This window comes from Parabacteroides sp. CAG:2 (assembly GCF_000436315.1).
Taxonomy (GTDB): domain Bacteria; phylum Bacteroidota; class Bacteroidia; order Bacteroidales; family Tannerellaceae; genus Parabacteroides; species Parabacteroides distasonis.
Map to the genome: position 1 here is coordinate 4,428 of NZ_FR885294.1, position 19,343 is coordinate 23,770.

Below are 19,343 nucleotides of genomic sequence, written 5' to 3' on the forward strand. Positions count from 1 at the left end.
ACATTCAGCAGGAAGAAGGCGATGCCCGCCACGTAAAGGCGGACTTGATCCAACCAACGCTCAAGGAACTGGTCCCGGTAATGGGACATCGGGAAGACATCCTTCAGATAGATATTGCCCACGCGCAATTGCTGCTCCATCTCCTTCCGGAAGTTGGTGGCGAAAGCGACGCCGTCCGCACCGGGCTTCACCCGGATGAAGGTGTTCAGGCCCTCTCCGACCCAATCGCCCTCCTCGGCCACCTTGTTCTCGTCCACCAGCTTATAGTAGGCGTAATCATAGCCGGTGAACTCGCAGTAACGTTGTTTCTCGCAGACACCACCGATACGGTAGGCCACGCTATCACGAGAGCCTTGGTCGGTGATATAGATCTCTTGATGCGCAGCCGCCGCCGGGTTGCCGAAGAAGTCATCGGCTACACGGCCCGTCACCACCACTTGGTTGTCGCGCAGGGCGTCCACCAACTCCGAGGGGGAACCGCCTTCTGCCGTCTTCACGCCGAACACCTCGAAATAGGTGGGCGAGACGAAGCGCACGAAGCCATTACGGATCAACGAGTCCTTCCGGAACGTGGCGTATTGGTTCGATCCCCGGTAATGGAAATGCACGCCGGTGGTGAAACAGATTGATTCCACGGAGGGGTTCCGGCGGATGCGGTCCATCAAGGTCAGGTAATCCCCGCCTCCCCGCTCGCTATGCACGGCGGTCGTGTCATAATCGGGGCTTTCCTCCGGAGGTCGTGTCATAATCGGGACTTTCCTCCGGGATCACGCCGAAACTCACATGATACGTATGCTCGATGTTAAAGCCCAAGGGCTGCGAGTAGAGTCTGTACATCACGAACAAGGCGTCCGCCGCGTACCACAGGAAGATAGAGACCACGAGCATTTCCAACCAGATAAACAAGTTCCCCTTGCGCTCGTTCCAGAGTTGTTTTAGAATCATCTTATACATAGCGTCAACCATTTATAGAGTCCGTAATATTCAATCTTGACATTCGCCAAGCCGGGAGGCCGGCGGAAAACAGGTTCAGCACGAGGCAGAACAGGAAGGCGGCGATAAAGACCGCCCCGTTAAACATCCCGGTGGAAAGCCCCGTCTTCCCCAGCGAGGTGACCAGCAACCAGTCCCTCAGCAACAACATGGCGCCGTACGACATCGCCAATCCCAGCAACCCGCCGAGCAGGGTCAAGACCATGTTCTCGGACAGCACTTGCCAGAGGATGGTGCCTTGCGTGGCCCCGAAAGCCCGGCGTACGCCAAGCTCGGCCATCCGGCGGCGCATCCTCGACAGGGTGATGCCCGATAGGTTCAAGGCCGGAACCAGCAGGAGGATGAAAAGGATGATGCCGTAACGGACGTAGAGGTAGAAGAGGTTCGCCCCGAACTCGCTACCGCCGCCGATCCATTCCTCGATCTGGGTGGAGGGCTGGTGAAGGATATCGGCCTTGACGTCCCGGGTCTTGGCGTTGAACTCCTCGACCTTCCGCAGCGCCTCGGTCCTCAACTCCTCCCTCGTGACGCCCGGTTTCAGCAGGACGCAACAGCTATACGAGCCGTTGATGCCCTCTTGGTATCCCCCGTCGTCCCGCACCGTGTAAGGGATCCAGACCTCCGCCCACGCTTTCGAGGCGAACCGGGATACGTCCTTCACGACCCCGCAGATATTGTAGACGATGAAATCGAGCTTCATCTCCCGCCCCACGACTTGGTCCGTGCCGAAAAGGGCCAAGGCCACGCTCTCGCTGATCACGGCGTTGCGGATACCGCTCGTGAAAGCCGCCGGGCTGAAGGGGCCTCCTTGCAGGAAATCGAACTGGAAGACCTTCCAGAAGGCGGTATCCGTATAAGAGATGTAACTCGTCCGGTTCTTAAGCCCGTCCATAGACGAGGCGGTCAACGGCCTATAGCGATCCATGTTGATGGCGGTAACGGCCTCCGCCCCTTTCAGCGGATAGCAGCATTCCTTCACCAAGGGCAGTCCCAACGACGAGTAGGAAATGCGCCGGTTATCATCCTTGCCATTGCTCATGACGGTCGTTATGTAGCAGGTGCGGCCACGGTTTACCTCCGGCTTGAAACTCGCCGTATTCACGACATATAGGATGACGATCACCATGATCATGCAAATGGCCAAGGCGGTACCGAGTATCGAGATCACGCTCAACAGCTTGTTCTCCCCGATCATCCTCAACGCTTGTTTAATGTATTGCTTTATCATAAACCTTTGTATTATAAATTATCTATTACCCGACTAAAACAGTGATTGTTTGTTATCATCCGACTTTGTGCCCCTACGGAGGCAAATAACGTGCCAAAAACGTAACCACTTGATTCCTAACATCACCCCGTAAAAAAAGCTGTCCGATAACGAACACTTGATTCGTTATCGGACAGCGATTATGGACAGTTTCAGATTTTATAATTCCCAACGTAAGGATCTCAGCAGTTCATCGATCTCGGCTGCCGAAATGGAGTCACGGTCGGCCTTATCGTAGATCGTGAGGAGAATAACCGTACCCTCATTATCTGCGCAGACAATGGCCTCCGTGTAAGTAATCACTCTCGCCCCATGGCTCTTTCCTTTTCCTTTGGAGGCGATGGCCATGCGTACCTTGCGAACGCCTTTGCCTAAGCTCGTCCCTTGATCAGGGTTCTCGCTCAAAGACTTACCCAAAGCCGATAAATCAGCCTTCAATGAGCTATACTTCTTACAGAGACGTTTGAACTCTTTATCGAAGTCTTGATGGGTTTTTATCCTATACCTCATTGAGCAACTCACTCAAGTCTCTAAACTTATGCCCCACATCCTTGCCCTCACGCAAATCCTTCACGTCTTGCAGGGCATTCCTTAGCCCCGCCAAGATCTCCTCCTTGGTAGGCTCCGCGTAATCGTCTGCCGGCTTCTCTACCGGGGTGGCCTTTCCAAAGGCAGCCATCTTCATACGGCGGACGCTGTCGAGGGCCTTCTTGATCAACTGTTCATCCTCCAAAGACATCACCTCTTGCAATAACGACATTTTTAATTCTATAGCTGTCATACGCTTGCTCCTTTCTCATTAATAAATTGACAGACGCAAAGATAAACAATTTATTCGTAATGCAACGCCTCCGCCGGAGCCATCTTTACCGCCTTGCGGACAGGGAACCAGATTCCCATGCAGATCATGCCGGCCATCAGGAGGTAGGAGACGCTGAGGGTTACTAGAAAGCGGAGGATGGAGAGGGGCTCGCGGTAGGAATCCAGCTTATCCAAAAAGGCCATATTGAAGACGAAGACCAGTAGGATCGGCACGGTGATCGCCAAGAGGCCCAGACCTTCCAGATACATGTACTCGCCCAGCCTGCCCCGGCTGGAACCGATCGCCATGCGGAGACCGATCTCGCTACGCCGCCGCTCGGTACGCAACCAGAACGTGCCTACGATACCGAAGAATACGTTCACGAGCAGGAAGGCCATCATGGAGAGTTTCTTGCTGTTCTCGTTCTTGGTAAACCGGAGTTGGTCATCACGCTGGTCGGCAAGGAGGGTGACACCGTGGACGAAGGTGTTATTTACCGTCATCCGATCCGCTGTTTTCTCCAAGAAAGCGTACATCTCATCCTCGGTCATCGGGCGTTTCGTACGTACCGATAGTTCAGCGCTCCTTACGCCGAAATTCTTCACGAACTCCTGCAATGACTCACCTTTCAATATCGTGAAAGCGCAGTTCTCCGGGCGGTCGAAGTCATTGCTACGGAAGGTAGGAAGCACGGCGGCGATCGTGAAAGGCTCGGAAAGGTCGTCATTCTCCGAGATCTGCCGGCCTATGGCAGACTGCCCCCCGAAGAAGAAATCTTCCGCCTCCGCCGTTATGACGAGCGGACGGTAAGCGTTCTCCACCAACGGGGTAATAGCACGGCCCTCCTTATCCTTCATACGGAATACATCGAAATAAGAAGGGGATACTTTCAGCTTGTGGTAGTTCTGTCCTACCGCCTTCGAGGTATCAGCGCCCAAGGGAAGAAGCGTCCCCCACGAACTTCCGTTTGAATAAGGCATGGACCAATACGTAACACATACCTCCTCGACCTCCTGCTCTTGGCGGATACGTTCCATAAGCTTCAACAAATCCTGTGTTGCGTTCGAGTCGTAAAGTGAGTCGGGCACATAACCCGGGGCGTTCGACGAGAGCGTGGAAAGCTTGAAACGCCACGTATTCGAGATATCATATCCCATCGGGGCGTTATAGCAGCGCACATCCACCCATAACTTATCCATCATAAACCAAAGGGCGCACATCACGATAACCAACTCGCCCAGTATCCAGCCGTTGCTCTTGCGCTGGGCCCATATTATTTTAAATATATGCTTAATCATAATTTGATAGTTGATAGTTGACAATTGACAACTCATTGTTCATCATTCATTGGATTCACTCGTTCCCTTTTAACGCTTCTACGATCGGTTGCCTTGTCGTACGCCATGCCGGTATCCCGGCGCTTAATATATTCAGCAAGAACGTAAAGATAAGGGCGGAGATAAATAAGCCCGGTTTAATAAGCATAGGCGCCGTAAGGCTCACGTTCTCGCTCAACATGAAAGGCTTCCCTACCACCAACAAGACCATCGAGAGGCCGATGCCGATCACGCCGCCGATCAAGGTCAGCACAAAGTTCTCCGATAAGATCTGCATCAAAAGATTCTGTCCCGTAGCCCCGAAAGCCTTACGTAAACCGATCTCTTCTTTCCGCTTCTGCACGGACGATTGGATCACGCCCGTTAAGTTCAGCGCCGGTACCAAGAGCAAGAAGAATAGGAAAGCACCCGATCCGGCCAAGAAGGTAGGCCAGTCCACCTTTTGAAAAGCGCCGCTTCCCATGGCCGTATCCAACTGGGAAAGTAGCCCGGAAGGGAAACCTACGTTATAATCGGTCTTGCTGTCATTGTAGCGACGGACCTGTTGGTCTAGTTCCGAGCGTATGGCATCGAAGTCGGAAGAGGAACGAGCCAATAAGGCCACGCTGAAATAACCGGCCATATTCTCCCCATACTCCCCATTTACACGGGTCAGGGCCTCATTGCAGCTATAGGGTATCCATACCTGAGCGTAGGAGCTCATCAATGAAGAAGGTACGTCACGCACCACCCCGCAGACGGTGAAAGTGATAAAATCCATCACAACCTGCCGCCCGACGGCCTGTCCTGTTCCGAACAAATCGGTCGCCACCTGTTCCGACAGCACCATCTTCGGTATACCGGATTGAAAATCAGCCTCGCTAAAGGGGCCTCCTTCCACGAAAGGATGGTCGAATATTTTCCAATGGCCCGCGTCCGTATAACAAATCTCATACTCCTTGAAGAGCCGTCTATTGGGCAATGACAAGGAATGGCTATCACTACAATAGCCGGATACGGCCTCTGGTTTCCGCAAGGTATAGAAACATTCCTTCACGACCTCGCTGGACATGCCTCCACGATTACGATCCGATCCTCCGGGGGATTTCGAACTGACTTCCGTACCCCAGACATACATAAACCTAGACCGATTGGACTCAGGGGCATATCCCGTGGATTTAATCTGGAACACCAATACCATCACCAACACCATGGCGATCGCAAGGGCCGTTCCCGAAATAGAGATTATGCTTACGAGCGTATTTTCACGCAGCATTTGAACCGCTTGTTTGATGTACTGCTTATACATAATTCGAATCGTTATTTCAATTTCAGTTTATTCTTTTCCTTGAAACTTGTCATATCGGAAACGACCACCTCGTCACCCGGTTCCAAGCCATTGACTACTTCTACATACTCAAAGTTGCTGTCTCCCAGCTGTACCTTCCGCTTGATCAATTGGTCTCCGTTGACAACAAACAACTCATACTCTCCTTTCCCGACGTAGAACGAGGCGTTGGAAATACGCAGCACATCGTCCTTGATCGCATTCATCACGTATACATCGGTCTTCAAACCGGAGCGCAAGCGGCGATGGTTATCCTCCTCCAACTGTACCGTGAAGGAGATCACGCCGTTCTTCGATAAGGGGGTAACATCGCTAACCACCCCATCCAGTTTATCGTTGCCGATCTTTACGACGGCCTTGCTACCGGCGGCGATCCGGTCGCCATAGGTATCGGCGATCTCCCCCTCTATCTTGAAATGGGACAAGTCGGAGACGATAGCGACACGACTGCCTTGAGAGACTTGGGCACCTACCTCGTTGTTCACGTAGGTCAGGATCGCCTTGCGGGGAGAGCGTATCTGGGCGTCTTCCAAGGTACGCTTCGTCTCGGCTAGACTCTTTCGGAAGATGTTCAGGTCGAGTTCTTTCACTTTATAATCGGCATCCGTCAAGGATTTCTCGTTCTCATATTTTTGCTCATCCTCTTTCAGTTTCAAGACGCTAACGTTATAGTCCAGTTCCACTTGACGGACCTTATCGGTCGTTCCGGCGCCTAGGCTATCCAGATAACGCTCGTTGCGCAACTCCACTTCCTTTCGGTTCAGTTCCATGCGAGAGACTTTCAATTGCATCTCCATCTCGGAAAGCTTATTGCGGTTTTGGATACGGAGTTGATCCAATTGGAGGCGTTTCATTTGCTCCTCGTCCAATTGTTTCTTATAATCCGTCTCGGCGCTGAGCAAGTCCAGTTTCAAGATCGGAGTACCTACATCCACGGAATCGCCTCCCTTTTTATAAATCTCGACGATACGGGAGTTGATCGGTGAGTTGATGATTTCCTCGAAAGCAGGAACCACCTTGCCTGACGCGCTAACGGAAACCTCGATCACTCCTTTATCTACCGTTGAAAAAACCAAGTCCTTCCGTTGCAGGCTGGTTTGCATAAAACCGATCACCCCGCCAATCAAGACAACGGCAATACCGATCCCCGCCCCCAGCTTTATAAACTGTTTACGCTGCTCCTTCTGCCGAACCTCTTTTGATATCTCTCTGTCCATATTTCGTTTGTTTTTATTTTCCACCCTCCAAAGAGCAAACCCCGTGCCAAAAACGTAAGTAATTGATTTATTGAAGAAATAAAACAAAAGAGATGTCCGATATCGAACACTGTGTCCGCTTTTGTACGAAAACAAAGACATCAGCAATGAGAATCTACAGATATTCAATCATAATTAACATATAAATACTTGATTATCTTTACAAAAAGGACTATTTTTGGGAAAATCCATAATCAAGGAATACCAATCTTATATTATTTACCCTAAATTCTAAAGAGAGATGAAAAAAACAGTAACTTTCGTTTGGAGCATTTTCCTCCTCGTGTTTATATCGATAGATATGAACGCACAATCAATAAAAAGTTGGGATTACCCCATAAAACCAGGAACGGAGGCTTGGCAAGCATTATCCACACATGAGGATATGCTGAAAGCCTGCCAAATTCCGGCAGAGATATTAAAAACGGTATCAACAGAAGAGCTTATAGAACTTTGCCTTGCTTACCCATTATTAGGCGACATATTCGCTTACAATGGAATACAGGAAGGCATTAGCAAGGTTTCCGCACGTTTTAACGGGTTACAAGAGTTATTCAAAAGGAAAGACAATGCTTCTTTGCTATTTGAGAAGATGAAAAAACAAGAATTACTGAAAGCAGGAGTGTTGACTTCCATAGAAATAGGTAATGAAATTAGTCGGCAAATGGTAATCGAGGCTCTTCTGTCTAATGAGACGATATTATCTAATACAAATAATCTTTTACAGCAAGAGATCTCCTCCGAAGCCGTAAAGAGACTCCTTTACAAACAAAACAACCCGGATATTTATGGACAATATGGTCTAAAAACCGTAGTCTATCTCCTAGGTCGAAGTCTAGAACGGATAGACAACAAGACCATTACGCCCAAATTTAAACAATTCACCATCGATGAAAAGCTAACGGGCAGTAATGTAATCGAAGAGTTATTAAAACAATACATTGTAACCTTTAATAAATTGAGATCATGAAAAAAGTATTATACTATTTAATAATCATGCTGGCATTCACGCTGAACGCATGTGACAATGAAATGGATAATATGCAAGGAGGTGATAAAGAAATCTTGACATCCAGTTCAGAAATTGTCATTAAAGACGGAAAGATAACATATCCTAAATGGTTGGTGAATGTAGTAGATTCTGTCGCTCACTCCCATGTCAAGGGAACAGACTATCCATACCCTTGGGTCTTTACTATTCAAGGAGATGGAAAAGAACACATTCTCGTTTTGGATGGGGTGAATTCTTGTGCTTCTTGCGGGCAATTACTATTCTTGCTTTCCGGAGAACGAATCGAAAAATTCCCCAATGAATGGATCACTATGGAGAATTTAAACATGATTTGGGAGCCGAATCTCAATGTTGAGACAAAAGCTCAAGGAGCAGCCGCTACTGTTTACACTCCTAACGGGACACTCGTTAATGACACTTACTACAGAAGTGAGGAATTATCAGCCTCACAAAAAGCGAGCCATGACCAATATTGTACAACAACCTATTCACAAGCAACTCTAATAAGTAGTTCAACAACCACTTACAATTGTCATGCCTATGCTTGGTATATGACTGAAGGCGGATCAGCAGTTTGGATGGGATGGACTATTAATCCCACAAACGTATATTGGTTAGATGGTAGTTATATATCAACAACAGGTGCCGCAACCAAAGTATCCTATCTTAGTGATAATCACTCTGCCGTAACGACATCTACGCCCAATATATTCATCTCCAAATGGGGGGAATACGCTCTTATGAGGCATCCCAAAGCTCATTGTCCCTTTGATGCATCAAGCTTAAAATATATGAAAAAAAATGATATGCCGACTGTTTATATAGGGAAGAGTCAAGAGGATTATAGTAGCGGCAGTTCCTCTATCAATGCGCCAGGGGGTAATGCCACGACGACTTTATATGCTTACACAAAGACAGGAACTCCGACCTCGTATAGCTGGAACGCTGAATTCTATGGAGAATGCGATAGATGGTACACTTATCCTTCCGGTAATCGATTAGATGTTAGTGTCTATCTAAACTCCCAACATTACGGTGGATCTCTTCGCATCACCTGCGCAATGTATAATGGAAGTTCTTTAATAGGCACAGCAACCTATTATTTGAACGTAAATCCGTAGCAATTATACAAGAACAAGGATCTCGTCGAAACAAGATCCTTGTTCTTGATTCAATATACTTAAATCGATTTCGCTCAAAACTTTTCCGATAGACCTGTTGTTCTATGCCCAAAACTTATAAACGCAAAATGTATGAACACAAGACTAATTCTATTCACCTGTATAGCCGGTCTGACTCTCTTTTTCTCTGGCTGTAGCAAAAATGATGATGATCATCAAGGCATTATCCCTCTTCCACCGGTAGAGAACGCTTTCCAAGAGAAATATCCCGATGCCAAAAACCCTGTTTTTGAGATCGAAGGTAACTATTATGTGGTAGATTTCAACAACGGCGGCTCCGAGACAACAGCTTGGTTCACGGATCAAGGCATATGGATGATGGAGAAGATAGACATCTCTTTCGCCCAATTACCGGCAGCGGTATCCACCGCCTTCAAACAAGGCTTTTACTCAAATTGGACCGTGGATGACACGTACGCCATCAATCGCCTAAATATGGGAATCGTTTACAAGATCGAGGCGGAGCAGTCCAATAGCGAAGTAGACCTGTATTATTCACAGTATGGAAACCTGATCAAAGCCGTGGACGATGAGATCAATAATGACGCGCCGATCGTTATCCCGAAAGAGGTCAGCAACCTGATGGAGATCACTTTCGCCAACGCCGAGTTGCTGGATATCCAACAGAACAGCCTAGGTTACGAGCTGGATATGATCGATAACCAGATTTATAAAGTGGCGCAATTGAATAAGGATTACAGGTGGCAAAGTACCACATGGGCCATGTCCGAGCAAGAGGTTCCGCAGATCGTGATGCAAGGCTTCGAATCCTCCGCTTACGCTAGCGACAAGATACAGTCCATATATACGTTATTGAATGCCAATGGCACCTTCTACCTATTCAAGGTTTCACATAACGGGCAGGACGAGACGATTACCTTTGATGTATTCGGGAATATCGTATAAAAAAGCCGCGCGATTCACAGCCGTCTCCGGACTTGAATCGCGCGGTTTACGTTATATGATAATCAAGCTTATTTACTGATCAATTCCAAGGTCGCCCCTTTTACTCCCGGTGCGGAAGCCTCGAAATAGATCGTCCCCGGTTCCTCGGCCGTCTGCACGATAGCGGTAAGTTGCCCGCTAAACAGTTTCATTTCCGGAAGATGGAAGAGTTCCAGACTGGCGCTATTTCCATTTGCCGCCGCACGGTAGGCTCCGGCACCACGTACCTTAAACTGGATCTGGCGGGTATCATCCGGACAAAGGTTACCGTTCTTGTCTACGACTCTAACATTGATGAAAGAAAGGTCTTTTCCGTCAGCCGTCAATTGGTTACGATCGGCGGATAACTCAATATGATGCGGCTTCCCTGCGGTATGAACCTCCTCCTCGGCCACAGCGTTACCCTCCTTATCATAAGCGACCACTTTCAAAGTTCCCGGCTCGTATTTGGTATCCATCCACATCAAACGATATCGTTTCTGGCGCTCGAAACTCTTTTGAGCCGCTTCGGTATAACTACTATCGATACCGATGCTTAGGTCTTTCGTACGTTTCCCTTGGCTCTTTCCGTTGATAAACAATTCGGCGGAAGGATAATTGGTATAAACGAATACGGGTGTCACCTCGCCCTCACGTCCCGGCCATGTCCAATGCGGCAGGATATGCAAGGTCTTGGCGCTTTTGTTCCAATGACTACGGTATAGATAGTAACGATCCTTGGGGATACCCGCCAAATCGATAATACCGAACAAGGAGCTATGGCTTGGCCAATTCGTATAATAAGGAGTAGGCTCGCCCAGATAATCAAATCCTGTCCATACGAATTCCCCGATACAATACGGAAGGTCCTCATGCTGGATAAAATCGTCCTCCGGCAGATTAGACCAGTTGCAATGCTCCACGTCGTACGAGGAACTTTGGTGATCCTCATAGACAGCCATCGCCTTACGCTCTACCGGGAATTTATAAACCCCTCGTGAGCTAACCGTGGAGGCCGTCTCGCTTCCCAAGATTATTTGCTGAGGCAGTTTCTTATAATTCACTTGATAACGGAACGGACGATAATTGAATCCCGCCACATCCATCACCGCCGCCATATTATTATTCACGACGGCATCCGGGGCATCCATACCTTGCGTCACCGGACGAGTCGGGTCTTCCCGATGGCAGATATCCTGCAAGAACTTGGAGATCTTACAACCGCTCTCATCCCATTGGTTAGGCACCTCGTTACCGACGCACCACATCACGGGCCCCTCGTTCCCGACGCACCCCATCACGACGCTCGGGTTATTCCGGTAATGATGTACCAGATTCACGAGGTCTTTCTCCACCCATTCGTCGAAAATCAAATTATAGCCGTTCGCGCATTTCGCCTTGTTCCACTCGTCGAAGCTCTCTGCCATCAACATCATACCCATCTCATCGCAAGCCCTTACCAACTCGGGAGCCGGCATATTATGGGAAGTACGGATAGCGTTGCATCCCATGTCCTTCAAGATCCGGATCTGACGACGGATAGCGGCATCATTGACGGCAGCCCCTAACGGGCCTAAGTCATGGTGATTACAAACGCCTTTGAATACCGTCTTCTCACCATTCAAGAAAAAGCCTTTATTCGGAATGATCTCGATTGAACGGATACCGAACGGGGTCGTATATATATCTTTCAGTTGATCGCCCTCATAGAGACGAGTCTCCGCGGAATACAGGACGGGCATATCCGGCGACCATAAAGTCGGGGTCTGGATGATAAACTCTTGGGAGAGGCTATTATCATTGTACTTAATCTGTGAGAGAGGCGTAGTCTGCTCCGTCAACTTCTGCCCGTTCGGATTCCATACACTGGTTTTCACGCTATACTTGCTGGCATCGGCACCTTCCGGCAGTACGATTTTCGTCTGTACATTGACTTTCGCAAATTCCTTCGTGGCGGTCGGGGTCGTAATATAAGTTCCCCAGACCGGGATATAGGCGTTTTCCGTCACGATTACATGTACATTCCTATATAATCCCGCTCCCGGATACCAACGGGAGGATTCCGGCAAGTTCTCGAGGCGAACCGCCAAGGTGTTCTTTTTCCCCGGCATGAGTTGTTTCGTGATATCGAAATAGAAAGAATTATAGCCATACGGCCAATATCCAACCTCTTGTCCGTTCACGTAGACCTTAGCATGGCTCATCGCACCGTCGAACAGGATCGTGGCACGCTTCCCATCCGTAAATTGAGGAACCTCAAACTCGGTCCGGTACCAGCCGACTCCCACGAAAGGCAAACCTCCGGTTCGGCCGGCATGTTCCATGGCCTCCGTTTGTCCGTCTTGGGCGATAGCGACCTCTTGCTTATCATTCTGAGAGCTGAAAGGGCCGTAAATCGCCCAATCATGCGGAACGGTCACAGATTGCCATTTGCTATCGTTAAAAGTAGGATTGATAAACTCCGGGCTGTCTTCCCGGGTGAACTTCCAATTCTTTTCCAACAGGAACTCACTGCGTACTTGAGAAAAAAGCGCAGGGAAAAGGCAAAACAAACCGATCAAAATAGCGAAACTTGTTCTTTTCATTCGTTTTTTGTGTTTTTGTTATTCATAGCGGAGCAAAAATAAGTATTTTTGTCTCCAATACAAACTAAATCAAAAGAATTGCACAGCATGTTGTTACAATTAGCTTTCGTTTTAATAGCCATTATTATAGGTGCCCGTATCGGTGGTATCGGATTAGGCGTGTTAGGAGGTCTCGGACTCGGTATACTCACCTTTGGATTCGGGCTCCAGCCCACTTCCCCTCCTATCGATGTCATGCTTATGATCGTTGCCGTAATAGCGGCGGCTAGTTGTATGCAAGCCGCTGGCGGACTTGATCTTATGGTTAAGTGGGCGGAAAAATTGCTTCGCAAGAATCCTCAACGAATCACGATATTAAGCCCGCTCGTCACCTATTTGTTTACCTTCATAGCCGGAACGGGGCATGTGGCTTATTCGGTCCTTCCGGTAATCGCCGAGGTCGCTACGGAAACGAAGATCCGTCCCGAACGTCCGATGGCGATCGCCGTGATCGCTTCTCAGCAAGCTATTACCGCTAGTCCGATATCGGCGGCTACGGTAGCTTTATTAAGTATGTTGTCCGGATACAATATCTCCTTGATGAATATCTTGATGATCTCTGTTCCTTGTACCTTATTAGGTGTGTTAGTGGGAGCGATCTACTCTTTAAAGGTCGGTAAAGAGCTAGATCAAGATCCGGAATACTTAAAGCGGGTGGCGAACCATGAGTTTAGCACGGAACATTATGAGGCGAAAGGCGTTGAAAACCAAATGAAAGCGGCCTTATCGGTCTCTATATTTGTTCTCGCTACGATAGCGATCGTTATTTTTGGTTCTATGGAGTCCCTACGTCCGGTCTTTACCGTCGGCACGGAAAAGGTCTCGATGCAGATGTCACATATTATTGAGGTATTAATGTTGACAGCCTCCGCTTTCATCTTATTATTTACAAAAACAGATGGTATCAAGGCCGCACAGGGTTCCGTTTTTTCCGCAGGTATGCAAGCGGTGGTAGCGATCTTCGGTATCGCTTGGATGGGAGATACATTTATCGCCGGCAATATGACTGAATTAAAGGGATCTATCGAGCATATAGTTACACAGATGCCTTGGTTATTCGGGTTGGCCCTTTTCGTAATGTCCATTTTATTATTTAGCCAAGCGGCTACCATTCGTGCGTTATTGCCGCTAGGGATCGCATTGGGAATCTCACCCTATATGTTGATCGCTTTATTCCCCGCCGTAAACGGTTATTTCTTCATCCCAAACTACCCGACAGTCGTAGCCGCCATCAACTTCGATCGCACGGGCACGACCCGCATCGGTAAATACATCTTGAACCATTCTTTCATGATGCCGGGATTGATAGCGACCGGAGTTTCTGTAGGATTGGGGTTACTATTCATTCAATTCATATAATGAGAAAGCAAAAAATAGAGACGCAGCATACACGCTACGTCTCTACACCCCACACCATATATCCATATTATATTACTTCAACAATTTTTCCTGAATCAACTGCTTTAACTCCAGTTTTCCCATCGTGCCGATCATCATCTCACGGGGGCCGTCTAGCGGGCAAAACATCAAAGTGGGAATCGTTCGGATATTAAAGGCTGTCTCGAGTGCCTCCTCTTGATCCACATCCACCTTATAAATATAAATCTTCCCATCAAATTCTTTGGCAAACTCATCCAATATCGGGCTTAAGCGTTTGCAATAACCGCACCAAGGAGCGTGAAAATCTATGAGGCAAGGACGACTTCCTATATATTTCCAATCTTTGGGATTTGCCTCAAAATCACCGACATTGGCGATAAAACCATCTTTCGTTAAATCGATCACTACCATACTTCTCTATATTTTGATTTATAATATAACAAAGATAAGTATGAATAGGTTGCGGTATTTTTTATACTTTCGCGACATCGTTTTAACATACAGACAGAATGCTCACACTCGATAAAATTTATCAGGCATCATATGCCTTGAAGACAGTCATCAGACGCACTGATTTAATCAGCGCTCCCAATATCAATCCGGAATCCCATATTTTTCTAAAACCAGAGAACTTACAAGTAACCGGATCGTTTAAAGTGCGCGGCGCTTGTTTCAAGATCGCCCAGCTTACGGAAGAAGAGAAATCGCATGGCGTAGTGGCTTGCTCGGCGGGAAACCATGCCCAAGGTGTGGCATTAGCGGCTACCGCTCATGGTATCAAGTCCTTAATCTGCTTGCCCGATAACGCTCCTATCTCTAAAGTCGAGGCTACTAAATCTTATGGGGCAGATGTATGCCTTGTCGAAGGTGTTTACGATGACGCCTATAACAAGGCTTTACAATTGAAGGATGAGAAAGGATACACATTTATCCATCCGTTTGATGATGAGGATGTGATCGCCGGACAAGGGACCATCGGTCTGGAGTTATTGGAACAACTCCCGGAAGTAGAGGCTGTAATCATTCCGATCGGAGGGGGTGGGCTGATCTCCGGAGTCGCCTATGCCATCAAGAACTTGAACCCGGATATCAGAGTTTACGGAGTGCAAGCCAAAGGAGCGCCCAGCATGTTAAACTCTATCGAGCATGGGAAAATCGAACGCCTCGAAGGTGTACGTACCATAGCCGACGGTATCGCCGTAAAAGAACCGGGAATACATACTTTCGATCTTTGCCAGCAATATGTGGACGAGATCGTATCCGTGACAGACGATGAGATTTCCACCGCTATCCTCGCGTTGATCGAGCAACATAAATTAATCGCCGAAGGGGCGGGTGCCGTAGCCGTGGCCGCCGCCATGTTTAATAAAGTACCCATCAAAGGGAAAAAAGTAATCTGTTTGATTTCCGGCGGAAATATCGACGTGAATATCCTCTCCCGGGTAATCGGACGCGGTTTGCAGAAATCCGGCCGCTCTTGTTCCATGACGATCGAATTGGTAGACAAACCCGGACAATTACAGCATGTATCCGAAATCATCGCCTCTACCGGTGCCAACGTAGTATCCGTATACCACGAGCGTGTCAGCCATACGGCTGATATCAATGGCTGTTATCTGCGGTTGGAGATGGAAACAAGAAATCAACAGCAAATTAATGAGATCCGGCAATTACTCACCGTTTCGGGATATAAGATAGTGGAAGGATAAACAATTCGCCCCAAAGCATACAACTGATTGACAAACCATTACTGTGCCACTACTTTCCATAGGCGTGGCACAGCCGTGCCATCCCAGTGGCACACTTGTGCCATCCTTATGGCATAGCTGTGCCATCACGGTGGCATAAGCGTGCCCTAAAAATGGCACAAGCTAAATATTAATATATTGTCTTAATGTATTCACATACTCCTCCATCGCCAAGCGTCCTTTGTCTGTGATCCGGCAAACCGTTCGGGGCTTCTTCCCGGCAAACCCCTTCTCGATCTCGATATAACCAGCTTCATTAAGTTTGTCCAATTGGACGCTGAGATTTCCCGCCGTAGCGTTCGTCTTCTCCTTGATATAGACAAACTCCGCCTCCTCCACCGATAGCAAGATAGACATGATCGCCAACCGGAGTTGTGAGTGCAATAAAGGATCTAGTTCTTTAAACATTGTTTTTTAGCTTTATTATTAAGAATATGCCCGGGAATAATCATCATTACCACAAATGAAAGGCCAAAATACAAATACCACAAGACCGTGACAGGACCATGATTTATCAAACTCATCAGCATGTAGATAACTAAGACGAAAGCAACTACCGGAGAGTAAATCATCCATTTCTCCCGCAAGATAATGCCATTTATCGACACCCCCAACCCACAATATAATAACGATAAAGGAAGCATTAATATAAAATTGACGGATTGTTCATAAAGCACGCAAAACGCCGCGATCAAGACGAACGTAAGTCCAAACATACAGCCAAACACTTGCCATACACTGGAGATCGTCTTATCCGTATAAGTCACCACGGCCGGCTCGCAACCTCTTTGCTTATATGAAATAACCGGTCCGACAGCAAACATGAGCATCCATCCCCAAGACCAAATATAATTTTGCGTATACACTATCAAAGAGGATATCACGACCGATAAGAGCACGGTAAAATACCCCCAATAAAGCAACACATTGCCACTCCCTACTTTCATATTTCGCTTGCTGGAGTTGATCATCTGAGTGATAATATCCAGACTTTCTTTTTCTGATAATTTTCTATCTTCCATAACTGTATTTATTTTATCTTGTTCTTCATTCAATGTAAAAATGTAAATACGTATCCAAAGATAAGGCCATTGGTATTTCTGAGCAACCTTTCGGTTATTATTTTTCATTCAGGCGACTCCGTTCGGAACCGATCTCAATCTTACTCTTCCTTACTTTCTTTCCGCTATTGAAATTCCATGTCAACGCAACCTTAAAGACCCTTCCTGTAAATCCGTTTTCATAACGGGATGATGTTCGATAAACATCCAACGTACTGGCGTACTCATTGGCTTGGTTAAAGATATTATCGACTGAAACTGCCAACAATAGCTTATCATTCAATAGTTTCTTTCTCGCCATTACTCCAACCGTATGCCGGGGGGCAACCTCGCTATTACCGGAATATAGCCGGCTCGTTCCACTATACCGGGCCTCCACCGTAAAACCTGCCGGCAGCGTAAAGGTAGCGATCGCATTGGCAAACCCTAAATAATGAGACGAGAAAGAAGACAATTCCGTCATCCGGATATCCTGCCGTACGCCTATGAAATTCCCTGTCAAGTTACACCAAGTAAAGGGTTGATACGGCAAGCTGACCGCTACAAACCAATGGTTTTCCCGATCGTGATTTTCATACGTGATATAGGATACATCGGGATTCGCCACATCTTGTTTACAGAACTCCCGGATCAAGTCGTGGTGCAAGTTTCCTCCTACAGTCACCGTATAACGATAATTATAAACCAACGTTACACTGAAACGATTGATATAAGTAGGACGCAGATAAGGATTCCCGATCTGATAACTATAGTCCGAACTCTGTATACGATTCGGATTCAAGGTATAGAACGGAGGACGTTCGATATTACGAGCATATTGCCCTACCAGCATCCACCTCTTGATGGGATCGAACGCATAGGTCACGTTCAAGTTCGGAAAAAGATCCAGATAATCCCGACTAAAATCCTCACTTCTATCCGACGTCTTGGAATATTCCGCACGTACCCCCGCAACGAACGACCAGTTCTTGATCTCCGCAGAGAAAGAGGCGTAAGCTCCTACAATGTTTTCATTATATCTCAAGGTATATCCATATTCCTCATTAGGAATCCAACTCCCACTAGAGTTTAAACCCTCGTACAAGGAATAATCATCCATCAACGTATAGGTATATTTGGTCCCGATTTTCAAAGACATTTTTTCACGCAAATTCTTTTGGAAAGAAATATCGGTTGTCGCCATATCATAATCCGCCGCCGCATGACTCCGGTAAACCGTATCACGGCTCCAATTAGATTGTTCATAACGGATCGTATGGAGATTATCCCCGGTTGATCGCTTATTTACGAAATCGGCTATGACCTTAAATATCGAGCCTCGTTCATCCATTTTACGTAAGTAATTGACCGTAGCGGAAAACGTGTTATAATCATCCTTCTGTCGATAATTCCCCGTACTCTTCATAGGATAAGAGTTCTTTACTAAATCCGTTTGACTCCAAGATGTTCCGTCCGAAGCTTGATTGATATATTCGATCTCAGCTCCGACACTATTCAGCGAATCGATCTCGAAAATAGCCCCGACACGTCCATTCCCATATTTGGAATCCGTATCATACAAAGATTGAGACACAAACTTATTCCCAACCGTTCCGTATTCCCTGTTGGAGTTCATCTCTCCTTTATCCCGGGGAGTAAAAGTACCCGATACCGCTCCATTCAAGCTCCATTTCCCGACACGTGCATTTACGGACGCCGATGGAATATACCCTTGTAAAGATGGAGACAATGACGTACCTAAAGATACATATCCTTGCATACCGTTATCCGGACGTCGCCGCAATGAGATCTTGATCACTCCACCCTTAGTTGAGGCCTCATACTCAACTCCCGCGATCGGTATTACCTCAATCCTTTTTATATCCTCCGATTTCAAAGACCGCAAATAAGCCAGTAGCTCCTCTCCCGTTAAACGAATCTCACGGTCATCCACAAACACCTTCGCCCCTTGCGCCCCATTAATCGGGATCGTTCCATCCGAGAGCCACACACCCGGTGCCTGCGATAATAATTCCGTACCATCCTTTCCGGCAGATGGCATGACCGACATGATAAAGCGGTCCGCCTTCCGCTCTATATTCTTCGCTCGAACAACGACTTCCCTCAGAACATGGTTCGATAGATCTAGAATCAAGGAATCCCGCCGTTTTATCGGTAAGATCAGCTCTTTCCGTAAAGGCTCGTATCCGAGACATTGAACAACAAGCCTATACTTCCCAGCCTCCGCCTCCATGCTAAAATCGCCATCACTATTGGCCACGGCACCCCCTACCTGTTTTTCTCCCGATAAAAGCACAGCGGTCGCATATTCCACGGCATTTCCCTCCGCATCGGAAACATGGGCTTTATAAACCGTTTGTCCCGAGATCTTTTGAGCACTACCCCCGCCTATCGCCAAAATCCAAAGCGATAGCAATAAAAACCGTACCAT

18 protein-coding genes are annotated in these 19,343 nt (G+C 47.5%); 5 read left to right on the forward strand and 13 right to left on the reverse strand.

Annotated elements, in window-relative coordinates:
• From QVP94_RS09440 to QVP94_RS09475, 8 genes are all read right to left on the reverse strand, one after another.
• The coding region (locus tag QVP94_RS09440; protein WP_288213218.1) for an ABC transporter permease at positions 1 to 746 on the reverse strand (746 nt) is incomplete at its 3' end.
• Positions 712 to 954 carry a hypothetical protein gene (locus QVP94_RS09445; RefSeq protein WP_022192479.1) on the reverse strand — a complete coding sequence of 81 codons (243 nt, stop codon included), beginning with the start codon at positions 952 to 954 and terminating at the stop codon, positions 712 to 714. The genes QVP94_RS09440 and QVP94_RS09445, both read right to left, overlap by 35 nt.
• Positions 955 to 958: 4 nt before the next feature.
• On the reverse strand, positions 959 to 2,221 hold the full coding sequence (locus QVP94_RS09450) for an ABC transporter permease (RefSeq protein ID WP_005854663.1): 1,263 nt from the start codon (positions 2,219 to 2,221) through the stop codon (positions 959 to 961).
• Positions 2,222 to 2,419: 198 nt separating this feature from the next.
• The gene (locus tag QVP94_RS09455; protein WP_005854661.1) at positions 2,420 to 2,770 is read right to left on the reverse strand and encodes a hypothetical protein; all 351 of its coding nucleotides are present in this window, start codon (positions 2,768 to 2,770) and stop codon (positions 2,420 to 2,422) included.
• A complete protein-coding gene (locus QVP94_RS09460; RefSeq protein ID WP_005854659.1) occupies positions 2,760 to 3,041 on the reverse strand; it encodes a hypothetical protein in 282 nt (93 codons plus the stop codon). The genes QVP94_RS09455 and QVP94_RS09460 overlap by 11 nt, the downstream gene beginning before the upstream one ends.
• Before the next feature lie 50 nt (positions 3,042 to 3,091).
• Positions 3,092 to 4,360, reverse strand: coding sequence for an ABC transporter permease (locus QVP94_RS09465; protein WP_005854657.1), 1,269 nt, complete (start codon positions 4,358 to 4,360; stop codon positions 3,092 to 3,094).
• A gap of 55 nt (positions 4,361 to 4,415) precedes the next feature.
• Entirely contained in the window at positions 4,416 to 5,687 is a 1,272-nt protein-coding gene (locus tag QVP94_RS09470; protein ID WP_005854654.1) for an ABC transporter permease, read from the reverse strand.
• Positions 5,688 to 5,698: 11 nt separating this feature from the next.
• On the reverse strand, positions 5,699 to 6,943 hold the full coding sequence (locus QVP94_RS09475) for an efflux RND transporter periplasmic adaptor subunit (RefSeq protein WP_005854652.1): 1,245 nt from the start codon (positions 6,941 to 6,943) through the stop codon (positions 5,699 to 5,701).
• A gap of 280 nt (positions 6,944 to 7,223) precedes the next feature.
• Between QVP94_RS09475 and QVP94_RS09480 the strand changes: the two genes are divergently transcribed.
• From QVP94_RS09480 to QVP94_RS09490, 3 genes are all read left to right on the forward strand, one after another.
• Positions 7,224 to 7,952, forward strand: coding sequence for a hypothetical protein (locus tag QVP94_RS09480; RefSeq protein WP_005854650.1), 729 nt, complete (start codon positions 7,224 to 7,226; stop codon positions 7,950 to 7,952).
• Positions 7,949 to 9,115, forward strand: coding sequence for a hypothetical protein (locus QVP94_RS09485; protein WP_005854648.1), 1,167 nt, complete (start codon positions 7,949 to 7,951; stop codon positions 9,113 to 9,115). The genes QVP94_RS09480 and QVP94_RS09485 overlap by 4 nt, the downstream gene beginning before the upstream one ends.
• A 132-nt stretch (positions 9,116 to 9,247) precedes the next feature.
• Positions 9,248 to 10,081 (forward strand): PepSY-like domain-containing protein, encoded by an 834-nt coding sequence (locus QVP94_RS09490; protein WP_022192480.1) that lies wholly within the window; start codon positions 9,248 to 9,250, stop codon positions 10,079 to 10,081.
• 68 nt (positions 10,082 to 10,149) lie between these two features.
• On the opposite strand, the gene galB is transcribed toward QVP94_RS09490, so the two are convergent.
• On the reverse strand, positions 10,150 to 12,684 hold the full coding sequence (galB, locus tag QVP94_RS09495) for a beta-galactosidase GalB (protein ID WP_022192481.1): 2,535 nt from the start codon (positions 12,682 to 12,684) through the stop codon (positions 10,150 to 10,152).
• Positions 12,685 to 12,771: 87 nt separating this feature from the next.
• Between galB and QVP94_RS09500 the strand changes: the two genes are divergently transcribed.
• Positions 12,772 to 14,082 (forward strand): anaerobic C4-dicarboxylate transporter family protein, encoded by a 1,311-nt coding sequence (locus QVP94_RS09500; RefSeq protein WP_005854642.1) that lies wholly within the window; start codon positions 12,772 to 12,774, stop codon positions 14,080 to 14,082.
• A gap of 72 nt (positions 14,083 to 14,154) precedes the next feature.
• Here QVP94_RS09500 and QVP94_RS09505 read toward each other — a convergent pair whose 3' ends face one another.
• Positions 14,155 to 14,514 (reverse strand): thioredoxin domain-containing protein, encoded by a 360-nt coding sequence (locus tag QVP94_RS09505; protein WP_005854641.1) that lies wholly within the window; start codon positions 14,512 to 14,514, stop codon positions 14,155 to 14,157.
• Positions 14,515 to 14,612: 98 nt separating this feature from the next.
• Here QVP94_RS09505 and ilvA point away from each other — a divergent pair, with 98 nt between their 5' ends.
• The gene (gene ilvA / locus QVP94_RS09510; RefSeq protein ID WP_005854639.1) at positions 14,613 to 15,812 is read left to right on the forward strand and encodes a threonine ammonia-lyase; all 1,200 of its coding nucleotides are present in this window, start codon (positions 14,613 to 14,615) and stop codon (positions 15,810 to 15,812) included.
• A gap of 162 nt (positions 15,813 to 15,974) precedes the next feature.
• Here the strand turns inward: ilvA and QVP94_RS09515 are convergent, their stop codons facing one another.
• From QVP94_RS09515 to QVP94_RS09525, 3 genes are all read right to left on the reverse strand, one after another.
• Positions 15,975 to 16,259: a winged helix-turn-helix domain-containing protein gene (locus tag QVP94_RS09515; protein ID WP_005854637.1), complete on the reverse strand. Its 285-nt coding sequence runs from the start codon at positions 16,257 to 16,259 to the stop codon at positions 15,975 to 15,977.
• Positions 16,244 to 16,873, reverse strand: coding sequence for a hypothetical protein (locus tag QVP94_RS09520; RefSeq protein ID WP_005854635.1), 630 nt, complete (start codon positions 16,871 to 16,873; stop codon positions 16,244 to 16,246). Before QVP94_RS09520 ends, QVP94_RS09515 begins: the two co-directional genes overlap by 16 nt.
• Before the next feature lie 97 nt (positions 16,874 to 16,970).
• The gene (locus tag QVP94_RS09525) at positions 16,971 to 19,343 is read right to left on the reverse strand and encodes an outer membrane beta-barrel family protein (RefSeq protein ID WP_005854633.1); all 2,373 of its coding nucleotides are present in this window, start codon (positions 19,341 to 19,343) and stop codon (positions 16,971 to 16,973) included.